Source organism: Variovorax cryoconiti, assembly GCF_051216395.1.
In the GTDB taxonomy this organism is placed as follows: Bacteria; Pseudomonadota; Gammaproteobacteria; order Burkholderiales; family Burkholderiaceae_C; genus Variovorax.
This window is the reverse complement of sequence record NZ_JBPJZI010000016.1, coordinates 11776-29685: the sequence shown is the minus strand read 5'-3', so window position 1 is coordinate 29685 and position 17910 is coordinate 11776. Positions and strand designations below refer to the sequence as shown.

Annotated in this window: 17 protein-coding genes and 1 other RNA gene; 8 read left to right on the top strand and 10 right to left on the bottom strand. The window is 68.0% G+C overall.

Features of this window, described 5'->3' with window-relative positions:
• Positions 1-49 precede the first annotated feature (49 nt).
• The 6 genes from ACSFA2_RS24790 to ACSFA2_RS24765 all read right to left on the bottom strand — a co-directional run bounded on the left by ACSFA2_RS24790 (position 50) and on the right by ACSFA2_RS24765 (position 7335).
• On the bottom strand, positions 50-1039 hold the full coding sequence (locus ACSFA2_RS24790) for an ABC transporter ATP-binding protein (RefSeq protein ID WP_435457993.1): 990 nt from the start codon (positions 1037-1039) through the stop codon (positions 50-52).
• A gap of 630 nt (positions 1040-1669) precedes the next feature.
• Positions 1670-2707: an ABC transporter ATP-binding protein gene (locus ACSFA2_RS24785; protein WP_435457992.1), complete on the bottom strand. Its 1038-nt coding sequence runs from the start codon at positions 2705-2707 to the stop codon at positions 1670-1672.
• On the bottom strand, positions 2704-3597 hold the full coding sequence (locus ACSFA2_RS24780) for an ABC transporter permease (protein WP_435457991.1): 894 nt from the start codon (positions 3595-3597) through the stop codon (positions 2704-2706). Before ACSFA2_RS24780 ends, ACSFA2_RS24785 begins: the two co-directional genes overlap by 4 nt.
• Before the next feature lie 3 nt (positions 3598-3600).
• The gene (locus ACSFA2_RS24775) at positions 3601-4554 is read right to left on the bottom strand and encodes an ABC transporter permease (protein ID WP_435449024.1); all 954 of its coding nucleotides are present in this window, start codon (positions 4552-4554) and stop codon (positions 3601-3603) included.
• Positions 4555-4712: 158 nt separating this feature from the next.
• Complete coding sequence (locus tag ACSFA2_RS24770; protein WP_435457990.1) at positions 4713-6374, bottom strand: ABC transporter substrate-binding protein; 1662 nt, start codon at positions 6372-6374, stop codon at positions 4713-4715.
• 139 nt (positions 6375-6513) lie between these two features.
• Positions 6514-7335, bottom strand: coding sequence for an IclR family transcriptional regulator (locus ACSFA2_RS24765; protein WP_435457989.1), 822 nt, complete (start codon positions 7333-7335; stop codon positions 6514-6516).
• 77 nt (positions 7336-7412) lie between these two features.
• On the opposite strand from ACSFA2_RS24765, the gene pyrC reads away from it, so the two are divergent.
• Genes pyrC through htpX form a run of 4 tightly spaced genes read left to right on the top strand, consistent with a single transcriptional unit; the run spans position 7413 to position 10967 of the window.
• Positions 7413-8444, top strand: a complete 1032-nt coding sequence (gene pyrC / locus ACSFA2_RS24760) for a dihydroorotase (RefSeq protein WP_435457988.1) — start codon at positions 7413-7415, stop codon at positions 8442-8444.
• Complete coding sequence (locus ACSFA2_RS24755) at positions 8441-9274, top strand: NYN domain-containing protein (RefSeq protein WP_435457987.1); 834 nt, start codon at positions 8441-8443, stop codon at positions 9272-9274. The genes pyrC and ACSFA2_RS24755 overlap by 4 nt, the downstream gene beginning before the upstream one ends.
• A 5-nt stretch (positions 9275-9279) precedes the next feature.
• Entirely contained in the window at positions 9280-10038 is a 759-nt protein-coding gene (locus ACSFA2_RS24750; protein ID WP_435457986.1) for a DUF3025 domain-containing protein, read from the top strand.
• A gap of 53 nt (positions 10039-10091) precedes the next feature.
• On the top strand, positions 10092-10967 hold the full coding sequence (gene htpX / locus ACSFA2_RS24745) for a protease HtpX (RefSeq protein WP_435457985.1): 876 nt from the start codon (positions 10092-10094) through the stop codon (positions 10965-10967).
• Positions 10968-11044: 77 nt separating this feature from the next.
• On the opposite strand, the gene ACSFA2_RS24740 is transcribed toward htpX, so the two are convergent.
• The 3 genes from ACSFA2_RS24740 to ACSFA2_RS24730 are packed head-to-tail and all read right to left on the bottom strand — an operon-like array spanning position 11045 to position 14392.
• Complete coding sequence (locus tag ACSFA2_RS24740; protein WP_435457984.1) at positions 11045-12025, bottom strand: ProQ/FINO family protein; 981 nt, start codon at positions 12023-12025, stop codon at positions 11045-11047.
• A 59-nt stretch (positions 12026-12084) separates the two neighbouring features.
• A complete protein-coding gene (locus ACSFA2_RS24735) occupies positions 12085-12708 on the bottom strand; it encodes a flavin reductase family protein (RefSeq protein WP_435457983.1) in 624 nt (207 codons plus the stop codon).
• A gap of 16 nt (positions 12709-12724) precedes the next feature.
• Complete coding sequence (locus ACSFA2_RS24730) at positions 12725-14392, bottom strand: NAD(P)/FAD-dependent oxidoreductase (RefSeq protein ID WP_435457982.1); 1668 nt, start codon at positions 14390-14392, stop codon at positions 12725-12727.
• 132 nt (positions 14393-14524) lie between these two features.
• Between ACSFA2_RS24730 and ACSFA2_RS24725 the strand changes: the two genes are divergently transcribed.
• Complete coding sequence (locus ACSFA2_RS24725; protein ID WP_435457981.1) at positions 14525-15313, top strand: hypothetical protein; 789 nt, start codon at positions 14525-14527, stop codon at positions 15311-15313.
• A 113-nt stretch (positions 15314-15426) separates the two neighbouring features.
• Positions 15427-15612 (top strand): hypothetical protein, encoded by a 186-nt coding sequence (locus ACSFA2_RS24720; protein ID WP_435457980.1) that lies wholly within the window; start codon positions 15427-15429, stop codon positions 15610-15612.
• On the opposite strand, the gene cysK is transcribed toward ACSFA2_RS24720, so the two are convergent.
• Complete coding sequence (cysK, locus tag ACSFA2_RS24715) at positions 15609-16538, bottom strand: cysteine synthase A (RefSeq protein ID WP_435457979.1); 930 nt, start codon at positions 16536-16538, stop codon at positions 15609-15611. The two genes, ACSFA2_RS24720 and cysK, sit on opposite strands and share 4 nt — an antisense overlap.
• Positions 16539-16603: 65 nt before the next feature.
• Here cysK and rnpB point away from each other — a divergent pair.
• Positions 16604-16974: RNase P RNA component class A (rnpB, locus tag ACSFA2_RS24710), an RNA gene on the top strand.
• Positions 16975-17088: 114 nt separating this feature from the next.
• Complete coding sequence (locus tag ACSFA2_RS24705) at positions 17089-17448, top strand: hypothetical protein (RefSeq protein ID WP_435457978.1); 360 nt, start codon at positions 17089-17091, stop codon at positions 17446-17448.
• Positions 17449-17910 lie beyond the last annotated feature (462 nt).

Sequence of the window (17910 nt, the reverse complement as noted above, 5' to 3'; positions counted from 1 at the left end):
GCTGTCTCGAATCAGAAGGTTGGAAGGGCGGCGTGCGCCGCCTCGCAGGTTAAGCGACCAGCACCGGCGCGATGGCCGCGGCCGCATCGGTGCGAATGCAGCGGGCGCGATGGCCCGGCGCCAGCTCGATCGCCGGCGGCTGCTCGGCGCGGCAGGCGTCGATCGCCAGCGCGCAGCGCTCGGCGAAGGCGCAGCCCGGTGGCAGCGCCGAGAGGTCGGGCGGCGCACCGCCGATGGTCTCCAGCCGCGTGCCGCGCGCCATCGCGCCGTGCGCACGGCTCTTGAGCAGGGCGATGGTGTAGGGGTGGCGCGGCGAGCGGATCAGCTCGCGCGCCGTGCCTTCCTCGACGATGCGCCCGGCATACATCACGGCGATGCGGTCGGCCACCTCGACGGCAGCGCCGATGTCGTGCGTGACGAACACCACCGACAGCCCGAGGTCGCGCTGCAGCTCGCGCAGCAACAGCAGGATCTGGATCTGCACCGTGGCGTCGAGCGCGGTGGTGGGCTCGTCGGCCAGCAGCAGTTGCGGCCGGCAGGCCAGGGCCAGCGCGATCATCGCGCGCTGCCGCATACCGCCCGACATCTCGTGCGGGTAGGCCTGCAGGCGGCGCTCGGGGCTGGGGATGCGCACGCGCTCGAACAGCTCGAGCGCGCGTTGGTGCGCCTCGGCGGCCGTGACCTTCTCGTGGCGGCGGATCGACTCCACGATCTGCGCGCCGACCGAATACACCGGGTCGAGCGCCAGCAACGGCTCCTGGAAGATCATCGACGCGACCTTGCCGCGGAAGTCGTTGAGTTCGCCCTGCGACATCGCCAGCACGTCGCGCCCGGCCACGCGCACCTGGCCGCCCATGCGGGTGCGGCGCTCGGGGTGCAGGCGCAGCATCGTGCGCATGGTCACGCTCTTGCCCGAGCCCGATTCGCCGATCAGCGCGACCACTTCGCCGCGCTTCACGTCCAGGCTCACGCCGCTGACGGCGTGCACGGGTTTGCGGCCACCGGTGAAGGTGACGCTGAGGTCTTTGAGGGAGACCATGGGTTCTGGGGCGTCTGTGATCATGGTCGTTGAGTGCGTTGAGGTTGGGCGCCGCGGCAGGCGGTCTGCGGCAGGGGCTCATACCGGGGCGGTCTGCGCTTCGCTTCGACTGCGCTGCGATGCTCGGCCGGGGCTTGCACCGCAGAACTCGCTACGCGGCCTTTGGCCGCTGCGCTCAGACAGCTGCGGTGAGTCAGATGTTGAAGCGCGCTGCGCGCGCCAAGCCCCGGCCTGCGCTTCTCGCCGCCCCGGAAATCGCCCCTGCCGCAGACCGCCTGCCGCGGAGGCAGAGCGTGCGTGCGCCACCTTTCAAAACCGTCACGCTCTGCCCTGCAAAGGCGTGTGCGGGCCCTGCGCAGCGCGCCTCCGTGGCGCCGAGAAGCGCAGGGCAGCCGGGCGCGCGTGCCGAAGGACACGCGCTTCGTTGACTGACTCGTCGCAGCTGTCTGAGCGCAGCGCTCGAAGAGCGCGTAGCGAGTTCTGCGACGGCCCGGTTGTTCGAGCATCGCAGGGAAGTCGTAGCGAAGCGAAGACCGCCACGGTGAAGCGCTGCGCAGGGCCCGCACACACCTTTGCAGCGCGCAGCCTGCGACGGCCACGCGTTGATCCAACAGCAAGGATCGCTTCACCCTAAGCTGCCTCCGCCAAAGGCAGAGCATCCGGATGCCCACTCCCCGCCTCGTACATCAGGCAGCTCACCGCCTGCTGCGCGCCCGCCAGCACCCGCGCTGGCACGCGTTCGCTGCACACCGGCGCGGCCATCGCGCAGCGCGGATGGAAGCGGCAGCCCGAGGGCGGGTTGATGGGGTTGGGCGGATCGCCCGCGAGCGCGGCCTCTTCGGTGCGGTTGTCCGGGTCCATCGAGGGCATCGACGACAGCAGCGCGCGCGTGTACGGGTGCGCCGGGTGGTCGTAGAGCGCATCGGACGGGCCGATCTCGGCCACCTGCCCGAGGTACATCACCATCACGCGGTCGCTCATGTAGCGCACCACGTTCAGGTCGTGGCTGATGAAGACGTAGGTCAGCCCGAACTCGGCCTTCAGGTCGAGCAGCAGGTTGATCACCTGCGCCTCGACCGACTTGTCGAGCGCCGACACCGCCTCGTCGAGGATCACCATGCGCGGCTGCAGCGCGAGCGCGCGCGCGATGTTCACGCGCTGGCGCTGGCCGCCCGACAGCTCATGCGGGTAGCGCTCCGCGAAGCGCTGCGGGGCCAGGCCGACGCGCGCCAGCAGGTCGCGGGCACGCGCGACCGATTCCTTCTGCGAGACGCCGTGCACCTGCGGGCCAAAGGCCACCGAATCCTCGATGGTCAGCCGGGGGTTGAGCGACGCGTAGCTGTCCTGGAACACCATCTGTACCTGGCGACGAAACTCCTTCAGCGGCAGCTCGCGGCCACCGACGAGGCGGCCGTCGTACACGACCTCGCCAGCGGTCGGGTCGATCAGCTGCATCAAGAGGCGTGCGGTGGTCGACTTGCCGCAGCCTGATTCGCCGACCACGCCGAGCGTCTCGCCCTTGAGGACTTCGAAGTCCACGCCGTCGACCGCGCGGACCACGCCGCCGCCGCGACCGAAGGGGTCTTTCTTGAGCGGAAAGTGCTTCTGCAGGCCGCGGATGGTGAGCAGCGGTTGCGCCGGCCCGCCGATGTCGTCGTGCATGCTCATCCCTTGTTGTCCATCGCCGAGCGCAGCCCGTCCGACAGCAGGTTGAAGGTGATCGAGGTGATGAAGATCATCAGCCCCGGCAGTGCGGCGACCCAGGGCTGCACATAGATCGCGGTGCGCAGCGTGTTGAGCATCAGGCCCCACTCGGGTTCCGGCGGCTTCACGCCCAGGCCCAGGAAGGACAGGCCGGAGGCCAGGATCATCGACACCGCGATCAGGCTGGTGGCGTAGACGAAGATCGGGCCGAGCACGTTGCCCAGCACGTGCACCCGCACGATCGTGAAGGCGTTGGCGCCCGAGGCGCGTGCCGCTTCGACGTAGTCGCGCCCGCGCACCTGCGTGGTCACGCTCTCGGCCACCCGCGCGATCTGCGGGATGAAGACGATGGTCAGCGAGATCAGCGAATTGAAGATGCCCGCGCCCAGCACGCCCGACAGCGCGATGGCCAGCAGCACCGACGGGAAGGCATAGAACACGTCGATGGTGCGCATGATCAGCGTGTTGACGATGCCGCCGGCATAGCCCGCCACGATGCCGATCACCGATCCCAGCACGAAGGCGCAGATCACCGGCGTGATGCCGATGAACAGCGACAGCCGCGCACCGACGATGAGGCGCGACAGCATGTCGCGGCCGAGTTCGTCGCTGCCCAGCGGCAGGCCGTCGGTGCCGATCGGCTTGAGCCGCTTGAGCATCGACGACTGGTAGGGGTCGGCCGGCGCGAGCCAGGGGCCGAACACGGCCAGGCCGATCAGCAGCAGCACGACGAAGGCCGCGCCCATCGCGACCGGATCGCGCGTGAAGCGCAGCATGGCCGAGGTCCAATAGCCGCGAGAACGCTGCGCGGGCAGCGGCGCCACGTCGGCCGGGGAAGCAGTCAGGGTGGCCATGCGTCAAGCCCTCGCAATGCGCGGGTCGAGCAGCGTCTGCAGCACGTCGACCAGCAGGTTCAACACGACGAAGAAGAGCGCCAGCACGAGGATCGTGCCCTGCAGCAGGGGCAGGTCGCGCTGGAAGATGGCCGAGTTCAGCAGGAAGCCGGTGCCCGGCCAGGAGAACACCGTCTCGATCAGGATCGAGCCGCCCAGCAGGTAGCCCAGCTGCAGGCCCATCACGGCCAGCGCGGTGGGCGCGGCGTTCTTCACCATGTGGCGGAACACGCCGACGTGCGTGAGCCCCTTGGCACGCAGGCCGACGATGAATTCCTGGTCGAGGATGTCCGACACCAGCGCCCGCACGGTGCGCGCGATGATGCCCATCGGGATCACCGACATCGTGAGCGCGGGCAGGATGAGGAACTGGATGTGCTCCCAGTCCCATGCCCAGTCGCTCGACCCGCCCGGGCCGGCGCCCGTGGCCGGCAGCAGCATCAGCTGCGAGCTGAACACGATGACCATCACCATGCCCAGCCAGTAGTGCGGCACGCTCACGCCCAGCACCGACAGCATCGAGGCCGCGCGGTCGAGCCAGGAGTTGCGGAAGTAGCCGGCCACGAAGCCGAACAGCGATCCCAGCACGAAGCCGATGAAGGTCGCCACCACCGCCAGCCGCAGCGTGTTGCCGACCGCCGTCATCACCTCGCCGGCAACGGCGCGGTTGCTGGCGATCGACACGCCCAGGTCGCCGTGCATGGCGCGCCAGACCCACATCGCGAACTGCTCGGGCAGCGAACGGTTGAAGCCGTACAGCTCGCGCAGTTGCGCCTGCAGGTCGGCCGATGCATCGGGCGGCAGGATCGACACCAGCGGGTCGCCGGGCGCGAGGTGGACGAGCAGGAAGCACACGAGTGCCACGCCGATCATGATCGGCACGGCGTAGATCACGCGGCGCAGGAGGTAGGCGAACATGGCTGGCTTCGAAGGCTGGCAGTCTCAAGGAGACGGGCCCGAGTTCGCTTGTCCCTTCGTGGAACACCGCGGAACCGGCTTTGCCGGGCCGCTGGTGTTGCCCCCTTGAGGGGGGACTCGGCTACACGAAGTGAGCAAGACTCGGGGGTGGGCCGTTCTTAGTCCATCGTCATCGTCGCGATGTCGATGAACCAGCTCTTGGGTTGCACCACGTTCTTGACCTTGGCCGACAGCGCGCGCGGGCCCACGTCGTGCGCGATCCACACGAAGGGGGCATCGTCCACGATGTGCGCATGCAGCTTGGCGAGCGCCGCGTCGCGCTGCTTGTCGTCGAAGCTCGTGCGGGCGTCGGCCACGAGCTTGTCGACCTCGGCGTTGCCGTAGTAGCCCCAGTTGTTCGACACCGGCGGGAAGGTCTTGGTGCTCACGAAGCGGACCATCGCGAAGAACGGGTCCATCGCCGCGAAGCTCACGTTGGTAGCGTTGGCGCCGTTGGCCGACGGGTCCTTCGCGCCCTTGCGCCAGTTGGTGAACAGCGTGTTCCATTCGATCACGTCGAACTCCACGTCGAAGAAGCACTGTTTGAGCGACTGCTGCGCGAACTCGTTCATCGGCAGCGGCTGCATCTGGCCCGAGCCGGAGGCGGAGATCTGCACCTTCACCTTGATCGGCTTGGCGGCCGAATAGCCGGCTTGCGTCATGAGCGCCTGCGCGGCCTTCACGTCGTACTTGATGTCGAACTTCGGGTTGCCCCACCACGGGTGGCCCGGCGGCACGGTGCCCTTGGGCTCGGCCATCATGCCGCCCAGCAGTTGCTTCATGCCACCGCGGTCGATGCACAGGTTGGCGGCCTGGCGCACGCGCTTGTCGAGCCACGGCGAGCCTTCGACGAAGGACAGCTGCCAGGGCCACACGTGCGGCTGCGCGTTCGAGTAGATCTTGAAGCCGCGCTGCGTGATCTGGGGCATCGCGTCGGGCGCCGGCGCCTCGATCCAGTCGACCTGGCCGCCGAGCAGCGCCGCGGTGCGGGCGTTGGCTTCGGGCATCGGCAGCATCACGACCTTGTCGATCTTGGGCACGCGCTTGGCGTCCCAGTAGGTCTTGTTGGCTGCCAACTCGAGCCGCTCGCGCGCCACGAAGCGCGTCACCTTGAACGGGCCGGAGCCCGACGGGTCGGCCGCGAAGGCGGTCCAGGCGGCCTTCGACTTGTCGGCCGGCGACGCGCCCGCGGCGGCGTCGAACTTCTTCTGCCAATGCGCCGGCGAGGCCATGAACAGGTTGGTCAGGTTGATCGGCAGAAAGGCGTCGGGCTCGCTGGTGGTGAGCTCGACGGTCAGGTCGTCGATCTTGCGGGCGCTGCGCAGCGTGGGCATGCGCGAGGCGGTCACGCCGACCTGGCTGGCATCGAACTGCGGGGCGTCCTTGTCGAGCACCTTGTTCACGTTCCAGACGACGGCATCGGCCGTGAACGCGGAGCCGTCGTGGAACTTGATGCCAGGGCGCAGCTTGAAGACCCACTTGGTCTTGTCCTTCGCATCGACCGCCCACGAGGTGGCGAGCCCGGGGATCAGCACGCTCGGCGCGTCGGCCTTCGACAGGTCCCACTGGGTGAGCGAGTCGTAGATGGGAATGCCGGTGAAGCGGTTGCCCTCGAAGCCCTGGTCGGGCTGGCCCAGCGTGCGCGGGATGTCGGCGGCCGTCATGGCGATGCGCAGGGTCTTCTCCTGCGCCAGTGCCGCGCCGCCCGCGAACAGGGCGAGCGTGGCCAGCACGCCGGCGCGCAGGCGGTGGGAGCGGAGCGAGGACGAAATCGGGTTCATGGGGCAGCCTCCAGATGTTGGGTGGGGTCGAAAAGGACGACCCGAAGTCCAAGCAAAGGCTGTGCCATGGAATGCATTCAGCCGGATCGACTATAGATCTATTCGAATCGTTTATCGATAGGTTGAGCCGCGCCGCGTGTCAGGGCGCCAGGGCACTGGAGATCGCGCGGGCACACTCGATCACCATGGGCGCCAGCTTCTTCTGGGCGGCGTCCAGCGTCCAGCGGCTCGTGGGTGGTGCGACATGCACCGCGCCATGCGGGCGGCCGTAGCGGTCGACGATCGGCGCGGCGATGCCCATGTCGCCGAGGAACAGTTCCTCGGCGTTGTACGCATAGCCCGTCTTGCGGCAGGCGGCGATGCGCGCCTGGATGGCGCCGATGCCGGTGAGCGTGGCCGGCGTGCGCGCGACGCGCTTCGAGGCGTGCAGCACGGCCTTCACCTCGTCGTCCGGCAGGCAACTGAGCCAGGCACGGCCCGAGCTCGTGCAGTACATCGGGATGCGCATGCCCACGGGCGTGAGCACAGGGATGAACTGGCTCGTCATGCGCTGGGCGATGTAGAGCATGTCGAGCTCCACCGGCTCGGTCAGGCTGGCCGTCTCGCCGCTGGCGTTGGCCAGTTGCGTGAGATAGGGGTTGGCGGCCTGCACCAGCGGATGGCTGGCGACGTAGTTGAAGCCGATGTCCATGATCTTCGGCAGCAGCCGGAAGCGGCGTGTCTGCGCATGCTTGCCGACATAGCCCAGCACCTGCAGCGTATGGACCGTGCGCTGGGCCGAGCCCTTGCTCATGCCGGTGCGCTCGGCCACCTCCTGGAGCGTCATGCTGCGGTGGGCGCCGTCGAAGGCGCGCAGCACGGCCAGGCCCTTCTCGAGCGACAGGTTGAAGAGCGGGTCGGGTGACGCCGCCTCGGGCGCGGGCGCGGCAGGCGCTGCCGCGCGGGTCTTGGGGGTCGCCATTTCTGTGGTGTGTTGGTATCGGCAATCGATTCTATGAACGCCGTTCCGATCCTGCAGGCCGATGGGAGAATCGCCGGATGACCTCTTCCCTCACGATCACCCGCCCCGACGACTGGCACCTGCACGTGCGCGACGGCGCTGCCCTCGAAGCCGTCGTGCCGCATTCCGCCCGCCAGGTGGGCCGCGCGCTGATCATGCCGAACCTGCGCCCGCCCGTGACCACCGCCGAGCAGGCGCTGGCCTACCGCGAGCGCATCCTGGCCGCGATGCCGGCCGAGCGTGGCTTCGAGCCCGTGATGTCGCTGTACCTCACCGACAAGCTGCCTGCCGACGAGATCGCGCGCGCCGCCGACGCCGGCGTGAAGGCCCTCAAGCTCTACCCCGCGGGCGCCACCACCAACAGCGACGCCGGCGTGACCGACATCCGCAAGACCTACGCCACGCTCGAAGCGATGCAGAAGCATGGCCTGCTGCTGCTGGTGCACGGCGAGGTGACCGACCCCGCCATCGACCTCTTCGACCGCGAGGCCGTCTTCATCGACCGCGTGATGATCCCGCTGCGCCGTGACATGCCCGAACTCAAGATCGTCTTCGAGCACCTGACCACAAAGGAAGGCGCGCAGTACGTGCGCGACGCGGGCCAATTCACGGCAGCCACCATCACCGCGCACCACCTGCTCTACAACCGCAACGCGCTCTTCACCGGTGGCATCCGCCCGCACTACTACTGCCTGCCGGTGCTCAAGCGCGAGACGCACCGCGTCGCGCTGGTCGAGGCCGTCACCAGCGGCAGCGACCGCTTCTTCATGGGCACCGACAGTGCGCCGCACGCCGCGCACCTGAAGGAACACGCGCTCGGTTGCGCCGGCTGCTACACCGCGCTGACGGCCATCGAGCTCTACGCCCAGGCCTTCGACAACGCCGGCGCGCTCGACAAGCTCGAGGGCTTCGCCAGCTTCCATGGCGCCGACTTCTACGGCCTGCCGCGTAACACCGACACCATCACGCTCAAGCGTGAGCCCTGGACCGTGCCGGAGACGGTGCCCTATGGCGAGGCGACGCTCAAGCCGCTGGGCGGTGGCGAAACGCTCAACTGGAAACTGCAATGAACGCAACCATCCCCAAGGTCATGCTCCTGATCGACGCCGACAACGTCTCGGCTGATGTCATCGAACAGGCCGTGCAGCGCACGCTGATCGAGCACGGCGCCGTGCACCTGCGCCGCGCCTACGGCAACGCAGAGACGGCGCTCAAGCACCAGAGCCTGTTCAAGCGGCTGTCGGTGCGGCCGATGGTCAATCTCTCGGCCGGCAAGAACAGCACCGACATCGCGCTGGCCGTCGACGCCATGGCGCTGGCGATCACCGAGCGGCCCGACGTGGTGGTGCTGGTGTCGTCCGACTCCGATTTCGCGCCGCTGGTGATCCGCCTGCGCGAAACCGGCTGCCGTGTCTGCGGCATCGGCCAGCAGGGCAAGACCGGCGAAGAAACGATGGCGGTGTACGACGAGTTCATCGACCTGGAGCACCACGGTGCGCGCAGCGCCGCATCGTCGCGCGCGCCTGCACCGGCGCCCGCGCCGGCCCGCAAGACCGCCGCGGCACCGGCTGCGGCCACCAAGACAGCGCGCGCCAAGGCCGCGCCCGCGAAGAAGACCGCGGCCGCGCCCGCCGCCAAGAAGGCCGCCCGCAAAACGACGAAGGCCGCCAAACCGTCGGCGCCGCCGGTGTCCGAGGCTGCCGAGTTCATCCTGCAGGCGGTGCCGAACCTGCGCACCGGCAAGGACGTGGCGCTGAACGACGCGGCGCAGGCCCTGCGTGCCGCCGGCCTGCTCGGCAAGCACGGCAGCTCGCTCAAGCTGTTCGACAAGCTGACTGCCGAGTTCGCCGTGCTGCAGCAGCCCGACCGCATCCGCTGGCTGGGTGCTTCTGGCGCTTGAACGGGGTGCGCGTCGACTGGGCGCGCCCGTGGCTGGCGCACTGCCGGGCGCTCGGTGCGGCCGCCGAGCAACACGCCCAGCACCATACCGTCGCCGCTGCACTGCAGGCTGCCACCATGTCGCCGCCGGTGCGCTTCGTGCCGCAGGATGCACTGCCGCCCGGCGAGGCTTACGAGGCGCACATCTTCCGCACGGGTGAGGTGCCGACGCGCGACAACCTCCACGACTTCTTCAACGGCCTGGCGTGGCTGCACTTCCCGCAGGCCAAGCGCCGCCTCAACGAACTGCAGGCCGCCGAGATCGAGGCGAGCGGCGTGGGCGCCCGCCGCGGCCCGCTGCGCGACGCGCTGACGCTCTTCGACGAGAACGGCGCGGTGCTCGATGCGCCGCCGGTGCTGTGGGAGGCACTGGTCGCGCGCGACTGGCACCGCCTGTTCGTCACCGAGCGTGCGCGCTGGGCCGAAGCGCGCCTCGTCCTTTTCGGCCATGCGCTGCTCGAAAAGCTGACCGCGCCGCGCAAAGGCCTGACGGCGCATGTGCTCTTCGCACCCGGCGCGCGCCAGTCGATCTACCCTCGCGACGAAAGCATCGCCGAGGCGCTCTCGGCGGCGCACCTCGCCACCAAGCCTTTTGTGCCCCTGCCGGTGCTCGGCGTGCCCGGCTGGTGGCCCGAGAACGCGAGTCCTTGCTTCTATGATGACCCCGACGTGTTCCGTCCGCGCAGGCTGGCTGCCCTCGGCACGAGGCCGTCGACCCCGACTTGAAGCGCGGCGCGGCGCCCCCAATTGATCTGCAGTTTCCCCACGGAGAAATCAACTTGAAACGTATTCTTCTGTTCGTCCTGACCAACGTGATGGTGGTCGCTGTGCTGGGCGTGGTCGCCAGCCTGCTCGGCGTCAACCGCTTTCTCACGGCCAACGGGCTCAACCTCACGGCGCTGCTGGGCTTCGCACTGGTCATGGGCTTCGGCGGCGCGATCATCTCGCTGCTCATCAGCAAGCCCATGGCCAAGTGGACCGCCGGCCTGCGCATGATCGACGCGCCGCAGTCGCCCGACGAGGCCTGGATCGTCGCGACCGTGCGCAAGTTCGCCGACAAAGCCGGCATCGGCATGCCCGAGGTCGGCATCTTCGAGGGCGAGCCCAACGCCTTCGCCACCGGCGCGTTCAAGAACTCCTCGCTGGTTGCTGTGTCGACCGGCTTGCTGCAGAACATGACGCGCGAAGAGGTCGAGGCCGTGATCGGCCACGAGGTCGCGCACATCGCCAACGGCGACATGGTCACCATGGCGCTGATCCAGGGCGTGATGAACACCTTCGTCGTGTTCCTGTCGCGCGTGATCGGCTACGCGGTCGATTCCTTTCTGCGCCGCGGCGACGACCGCAACTCGGGCCCGGGCATCGGCTACATGGTCACGACCATCGTGCTGGACATCGTGCTGGGCTTTGCCGCCGCGATCGTCGTGGCCTGGTTCTCGCGCCAGCGCGAATTCCGCGCCGACGCCGGCGCCGCCCAACTGATGGGCCGCAAGCAGCCGATGATGAACGCGCTCGCTCGCCTGGGCGGCCTGCCGGCTGGCGAACTGCCGAAGGCGGTCGAGGCAATGGGCATCACCGGCACGATGGGCAAGCTCTTCGCGACCCACCCGCCGATCGAAGAGCGCATCGCCGCGCTGCAGAGCGCGCAGGGCTGACCACCGGGGCGGCATGGGCCGCCACGCCACGAAAAAAGCCGGCGCAGCGCGCCGGCTTTTTCATGGGCGAGACGCGCTCAGGCGTCCGGCTTCGGGTCGGCCGTGGCGTCGTCGGCCGGCGGCGGTTCGGGCACGTCGATGCTCGCGTCCGGGATGGTGGCCAGTGCGGCCTCGGCGGCGCGCTTCTCGTCGTCGGCCTTGTCGCGACGCACCCGGTTGAGCGTGCGCGCGACTTCCTTCGGGTCCATGCCGTACATGTCGGCGAACTCGGCCTCGGTCTTGCCGCTGGCCTCGAAGGCGCGCATCAGCGCCTCGCGCTTGGCGGCCTGGCGCGCCAGTTCGGCCAGGGCATCGTCGAGCGCGGCGTTCGACGCCTCGTCGCGCGCCCGCACGCGTTCGGCATAAGCCTCGCGCCCGACGCCCGAGGCTTCGATGGCCGCGATGATGCGCTCGCGCAGCTGACCGCCCAGGTCGTCCTTCGTGCGGCCCTGGCGGCGGCGGAACACTTCGAGGATGGCGTGGTGAATGTGCTCGGGCGCCACCGGCTCGACCGGGTTGCCCTGCAGGTCGTGGCGCGGGTGGCCGGCGGCCACGCATTCGAGGTAGCGGGTCGAGCGGGCGTGCAGGCCCATCGCGAGCTTCAGGTCTTCGGCCTTGAACTCGTCGCCGTGGGCGGCGAGCAGTTCCTGGTAGATGCCCAGCTTGAGCGGGCGGAAGCGCGCGCCGAAGAGCTGCGGGTACAGCTCGAACAGGCGCTCGAGCACCGGGTGCACCTTGCGCGGCGCGGGCGCGCCGTTCTTCCGTGCGGGCTGCTGGCCAGCCGGCTGCTGTGTCTTCTGCGCTTCGGGCGCCTGGCCCTCTTCGGCAGCCGGGCGTTCGCCCTTGCCGCCACGGCGGCCGCGGCCACCGCGCGAGCGCTTGCGGGCGGGCGCGTCGGTCGATGGTGTGTCGGACGACGGCATCTCGGTCGACGCTGTATCAGCGACGGGCGCGACCGGTGCGGTCGCTGCAGGTGCGCCGCTCGTCGGCGCGGTGGTGTGGTCGGGAGCTTCGGTCATCGATTCGGTTCGTGTGAGGCTGCGCGCTGGGCGCAGCGTGAAGGGCGATGGCGCCGCGCTCAGCGCGGACGGAACATCTTGAAGAGATTGTCGCGGGTGACGGTGAAGTAGTCGGCCGGGCCGCCACCGCGCAGGATGGGTTCGGCCGCCGCCGTGTCGTAGATGCCGTCCCTCAGCAGCCGGCGCGCGATGTGCACGCCCACCACCTGGCCCAACACCAGCCAGGTGGGGACTTGCGTGCCGTCGATGGTTTGGAGCTGCACGATCTGCGTGAGCTTGCATTCGAAGGACACCGGGCTCTCGGCCACACGTGGCACCGCGATGCAGCGCGATGCCACGGGCGTCAACCCGGCGAGTTCGAACTCGTCGACCTCCGGCGGCACGGCGGCGCACGACGCGTTCATCCGCTCGGCCAGCGGGCGCGTCGCCAGGTTCCAGCCGAACTCGCGCGTCTCGCGGATGTTGTGGAGGCTGTCCTTGGCGCCGATGCTGGCGAAGCCGACGATCGGCGGCGTGTAGTTGAAGCCGTTGAAGAAGCTGTAGGGCGCCAGGTTGCGCACGCCCGACGCGCTCTGCGACGAGATCCAGCCGATGGGGCGCGGGCCGACCATCGCGTTGAACGGGTCGTGCGGCAGGCCGTGGCCCTGGGCGGGCTCGTAGAAGTGGAAATCGTCGGTGGTCATCGGTGTTCCTGGGACATCAGGCCGGCACGCGCAGAGCTTTGGCGTCCTGCAGCACCGCGCGCGCGACCGCTTCGGCCACCTTGATGCCGTCCACGCCCGCCGACAGGATGCCGCCCGCGTAGCTGGCGCCTTCGCCGGCCGGGAACAGGCCGCGCGTGTTGAGGCTCTGGAAATCCTCGCCGCGCGTGATCTTGATCGGCGACGAGGTGCGCGTCTCCACGCCGGTCAGCACCGCGTCGGGCGTGTCGAAGCCCTTGATCTTGCGGCCGAAGGCGGGGAAGGCTTCGCGCATCGCTTCGATCGCATAGGCCGGCAGCGCCAGGTGCAGGTCGGTCGGTGTCACGCCCGGCTTGTACGAGGGCTTGATGCTGCGCAGTTCGGTCGACGGCGTGCCGGCGATGAAGTCGCCCACCAGCTGGCTCGGTGCGCGGTAGTCCCTGCCGCCGAGCACGAAGGCGTTGGATTCGAGCTGGCGCTGCAGCGCCATACCGGCCAGGGGCGAACCCGTCTTGCCCTCTTCCCAGCCAGGGTAGTCCGAGGGCTCGATGCCCACCACGATGCCCGCGTTGGCGTTGCGTTCGTTGCGCGAGTACTGGCTCATGCCGTTGGTCACGACGCGGCCCGGCTCGCTGGTGGCCGCGACCACCGTGCCGCCCGGGCACATGCAGAAGCTGTAGACCGAGCGGCCGTTGCTGGCGTGGTGCACCAGCTTGTAGTCGGCCGCGCCCAGCAGCGGATGGCCGGCATGGCGACCCCAGCGCGCGCGGTCGATCAGGCCCTGTGGGTGCTCCACCCGGAAGCCGATCGAGAAGGGCTTGGCTTCGATGTGCACGCCGCGTGCGTGCAGCATCTCGAAGGTGTCGCGCGCGCTGTGGCCGAGCGCCATCACGACGTGGTCGCAGCGCAGTTCGCTCGATGCGCCGGTCTGCTGGTCGCGCACGGTCAGGCCGCGCAGGTGGCCGTTTTCAATGTGCACGTCGGTCACGCGCTGCTCGAAGCGGATCTCGCCGCCCAGCGCCACGATCTGCGCGCGGATGTTCTCCACCACCTTCACCAGCTTGAAAGTGCCGATGTGCGGGTGCGCGACGTAGAGGATCTCGGGTGGCGCGCCGGCCTTGACGAACTCTTCCATCACCTTGCGACCGAGGAAGCGCGGGTCCTTGATCTGGCTCCAGAGCTTGCCGTCGGAAAAGGTGCCGGCGCCGCCTTCGCCGAACTGCACGTTCGACTCGGGGTTGAGCGTGCTCTTGCGCCACAGGCCCCAGGTGTCGCGGGTGCGTTGGCGCACCGTCTTGCCGCGTTCCAGAACGATCGGCCGGAAGCCCATCTTGGCGAGCATCAGCGCCGCGAAGATGCCGCAGGGCCCGAAGCCGACGACGACCGGGCGGATCGGCAGATCGGCCGGCGCCTGGGCGGGCGGGTGGTACGACATGTCGGGCGTCACCATCACGCGCGGATTGCCCGCCAGCTTGGCCAGGAGCTTCGGCGCCATCGACGGGTCGGCCAGCGTCACGTCGACGATGAAGACCTGCAGCAGATCGACCTTGCGCGCATCGAAGCTGCGCTTGTGGACGTGGATGTTCGCGATGGCGCCGGCATCGACGCCGAGCAGGCCCTGCACTGCGCGTGGCAGCGCGTCGGCAGGGGGATCGAGGGGGAGCTTGATTTCGGAAAGTCTGAGCATGGGGTGGGCTTGTGGTTATCAAGCAGGGTTGCGATTTTAGGTGAGTTGCCGTGATCAATGTCGCATCCAGGCCCGGGCGTCGGCGTTGCGCGGCTCGAGAATTCCCGCTCGCAACAAGGCAGGGGAGGCCGCATGAACGGCAAGACGAGGAAATGGATGGTTCGGGCAGGCGTCGCGGCAGCGATGACCATGGTCCAGGTTTCGGGCAGTGCGCAAGACGCGCCGCCACCGCCAGCGGAGGGCGCGCCGCCCGTCCCGTCGGTCGTGCCGGCGGTGGCAGAACCCGCACGGACGCGCGTGCCTTTCCACCGAGGGGCCTTCAAGCCAGGCTTTGAACGTCTGCGCGTGGTGCGGCGAGAGAACACCACCAACAACGTGGCGGCGCAGGTCGCTCTGAACGTCGGCCTCTCTCTGTTGGCCGGCGGTGTGTCGTTCGGTGGGCGGGGCTTCTCGAAGGACGACCTTGCAGGCGTCACGCTCGAGGAACTGCAGAACGACCCGGTGGCCGTGAACCCGGCCATGGCCGAGCTGCTCGACGCGCTCAGCGTGGTCGCGACCGATATCTACCGCAAGCGCGCGGCCCAGGCGCTTGCCGACGCAAAGCAAGACGGATCGACACCGCAGGAAGTCGAACAGGCCGGCCGCGGGCAAAGCGAAGCCGACACGCCCTTGCATCCTGGCGCATGGCATCTGGTCTACGAGAACCTCTCGGGCACCGATGAACTGTTCCGACTCAAGTTCGGCGCGGAGCTGGGGCGGCCGGGCTTCCGGCGTCCTCCGGCCGTCTGCAGCTACGAGTCGGCACCGATCGCCTGGGCGCAGTGGCAGGCCGACCAATGGAAGCTGCTCCGTGAGGAGCGCGTCAAGGCGGTGGCTCGCTGTGCGCAAGTGCTGGGCGCAACACCCGAGAAGTTCTGGTAGCGCAGATCGCGCCCTACCGCCGCAGGGCAAAAGTCAGCCGGGAAACTACGGGTGCACCGCACGGGCCATGGGTCTATCTTGAATGGGTCGACCGATCACCGCAGGAGGCATCCATGCTTATCGTCACGAAATCGTTGGTGGCCAGCGGCGTCGCCGCTCTGGCCATGAGCGGAACGCCCTTGCCGGACAGCACGCGTGAAGGCCAGGCCACCGCCCCGGCCCCCATCGTTGCCGCCAACGCTGCATCGCAATATTGCCCTGGCGGCTGCAACCTCTGGGGAATGTTGGGGTCGCGCTAGGCCGGCAGGAAGCCTTCGACCGACAGGTAGCGTTCGCCTGTGTCGTAGTTGAAGCCCAGCACCACGGCGTCGTCCGCCAGCTCGGGCAGCTTCTGCGCGATGGCGGCCAGCGTGGCGCCCGAAGAGATGCCGACCAGCATGCCTTCTTCGCGGGCCGAGCGCCGCGCCATCTCGCGCGCCGGGTCGGCATCGACCTGGATCACGCCGTCGAGCAGCGCCATGTCGAGAATTTTCGGCACGAAACCCGCGCCGATGCCCTGGATCGGGTGGGGCGAGGGCGTACCGCCCGACAGCACCGGCGATGCGACCGGCTCGACCGCGTAGACCTTCAGCTTCGGCCACTTCGCCTTCAGCACCTTCGCCACGCCCGTGATGTGGCCGCCGGTGCCCACGCCCGTGATGATCGCGTCGAGGCCCTCCGGGAAGTCGGCCGCAATCTCCTCGGCCGTGGTGCGCACGTGCACGTCGACATTGGCCGGGTTGTTGAACTGCTGCGGCATCCAGCTGTTGGGCGTGCTCGCGACCAGCTCTTCGGCGCGGGCGATCGACGCCTTCATGCCGCCGGCGCGCGGCGTCAGGTCGAAGCTGGCGCCGTAGGCCAGCATCAGCCGGCGTCGCTCGACGGACATCGAGTCGGGCATCACCAGCACCAGCTTGTAGCCCTTGACGGCCGCCACCATGGCCAGGCCGATGCCGGTGTTGCCGGAGGTCGGCTCGATGATGGTGCCGCCCGGCTTCAGCGCACCGGAGCGCTCGGCGTCTTCGACCATCGCGAGCGCAATGCGGTCCTTGATCGAGCCGCCGGGGTTGGCGCGCTCGGACTTGATCCACACCTGCTGCGTGCCCTTGGCGGTGCCGGCGAAGAGCTTCTGGACGCGGATGTGCGGCGTGCGGCCGATGGTCTCGAGGATGGTCTGGGCTTTCATGATTTCGGTCTCCTGGTGTGGACGAAAACGGGAAGGAGCCATTGTCGCGAGATAATCCGCCCCGTGAAGCACGCCAGACCGCCGCTGGTGCAAGCCCGAAAGGGGCGATGCCTTCGGGCACCGCGTCGAAAGACCGCACTGGAGGAACGTCCGGACTGCACAGGACAGCGCAGGAGTTAACGACTCTCCACCGTGAGGTGAGGATCAGAGCAACAGAGACGAGTCGGTGAAGGGGCAACCCCGATCCGGGTGAAACGGGCAATCTCTGCGCGCAGCAACACCAAATAGGCCAGCGTTGACGTGGTTCCGCGGAGCTGGCGGGTAGGTGGCATCGAGCCGTCCGGGCGACCGGCGGCCCAGATTAATGGCGGTCACGCCGGCATCGTCGCAAGACGGCGCCGGTGCACAGAATCCGGCTTATCGGCGGGCTTCACACTTTATTTTCAAGGTCGATGGCACGCGTGCGGGCTGTTGGTGGCCTGCGAGCTCTCGATGGTGAAGCCGTTGTGCGCCCCCGCCGCATACCCACGCCGCTGCTCTTGTTGCTGCCGTGCTGCTCGCGTCCAGGCAGCTGGCGTCGTCGGCGGCGAGGTTGCCGGTGTTGCCCGCAGCGATGGTGGAACTCACGACGCGGAGGTTGGAGTTCGCCCCGCCGCGAGTGGCCACGATCTTCACGTCGTTCCCCTCCCTGGCGATCGGCACGCCGTTCGGGTTCGTCACGTACACCCCGGCCCACGCGGTCAATGTTCGTACGACGGCCTTGGCTGCTCGTCTGCGTGCTTGTGGTGGTGCGGATGTTGATGTCGCGTCGGGCGGTGACGGACGGATATCAAGGCTCGACGAGCCGCGATTTCTGGCGAGCTGCGCTATCTCGGGGAAGATGCCGTTACTTGCGGCTTATGAGTTTTAAACCATACGTAAGAAAAAAAGAAAAGATAGAAGGCGCAAGCAAATACCAAGGCAAAAATCCACGAATAGGATGAGCTAAATATAGAACTAATAAATAGAGGGTGACAAGGATGATTGCTGCGGCAGCAGAAGCCGCCGAAAAAACACTTTGAAAGATCTTCGAAGAAAAAAATGACACAAAAAATAAAAAAGCGAATCCAAAAAAATAGATAAATGTAATTCCTTTTAAAGATTGCATTTGCACTTCATGATGTAGTTACAAATTATTTTGCCGCGCCCTTTGCAGTCCCGGCATCTAATTTTGGGGGAGGGCTCAAATCGCCACGCTGGCGCCCACCGTTCTCAAGCCGTACCAGATCGGCGGGATGCACAGGCTTGCATTGAAGCCGGAGCTGTTCTGTTTGGAGACCTGGCTGCTGGTGTCTTGCAGGCTTTCGGAATTTAAACTCCCTCCGTTTCTATC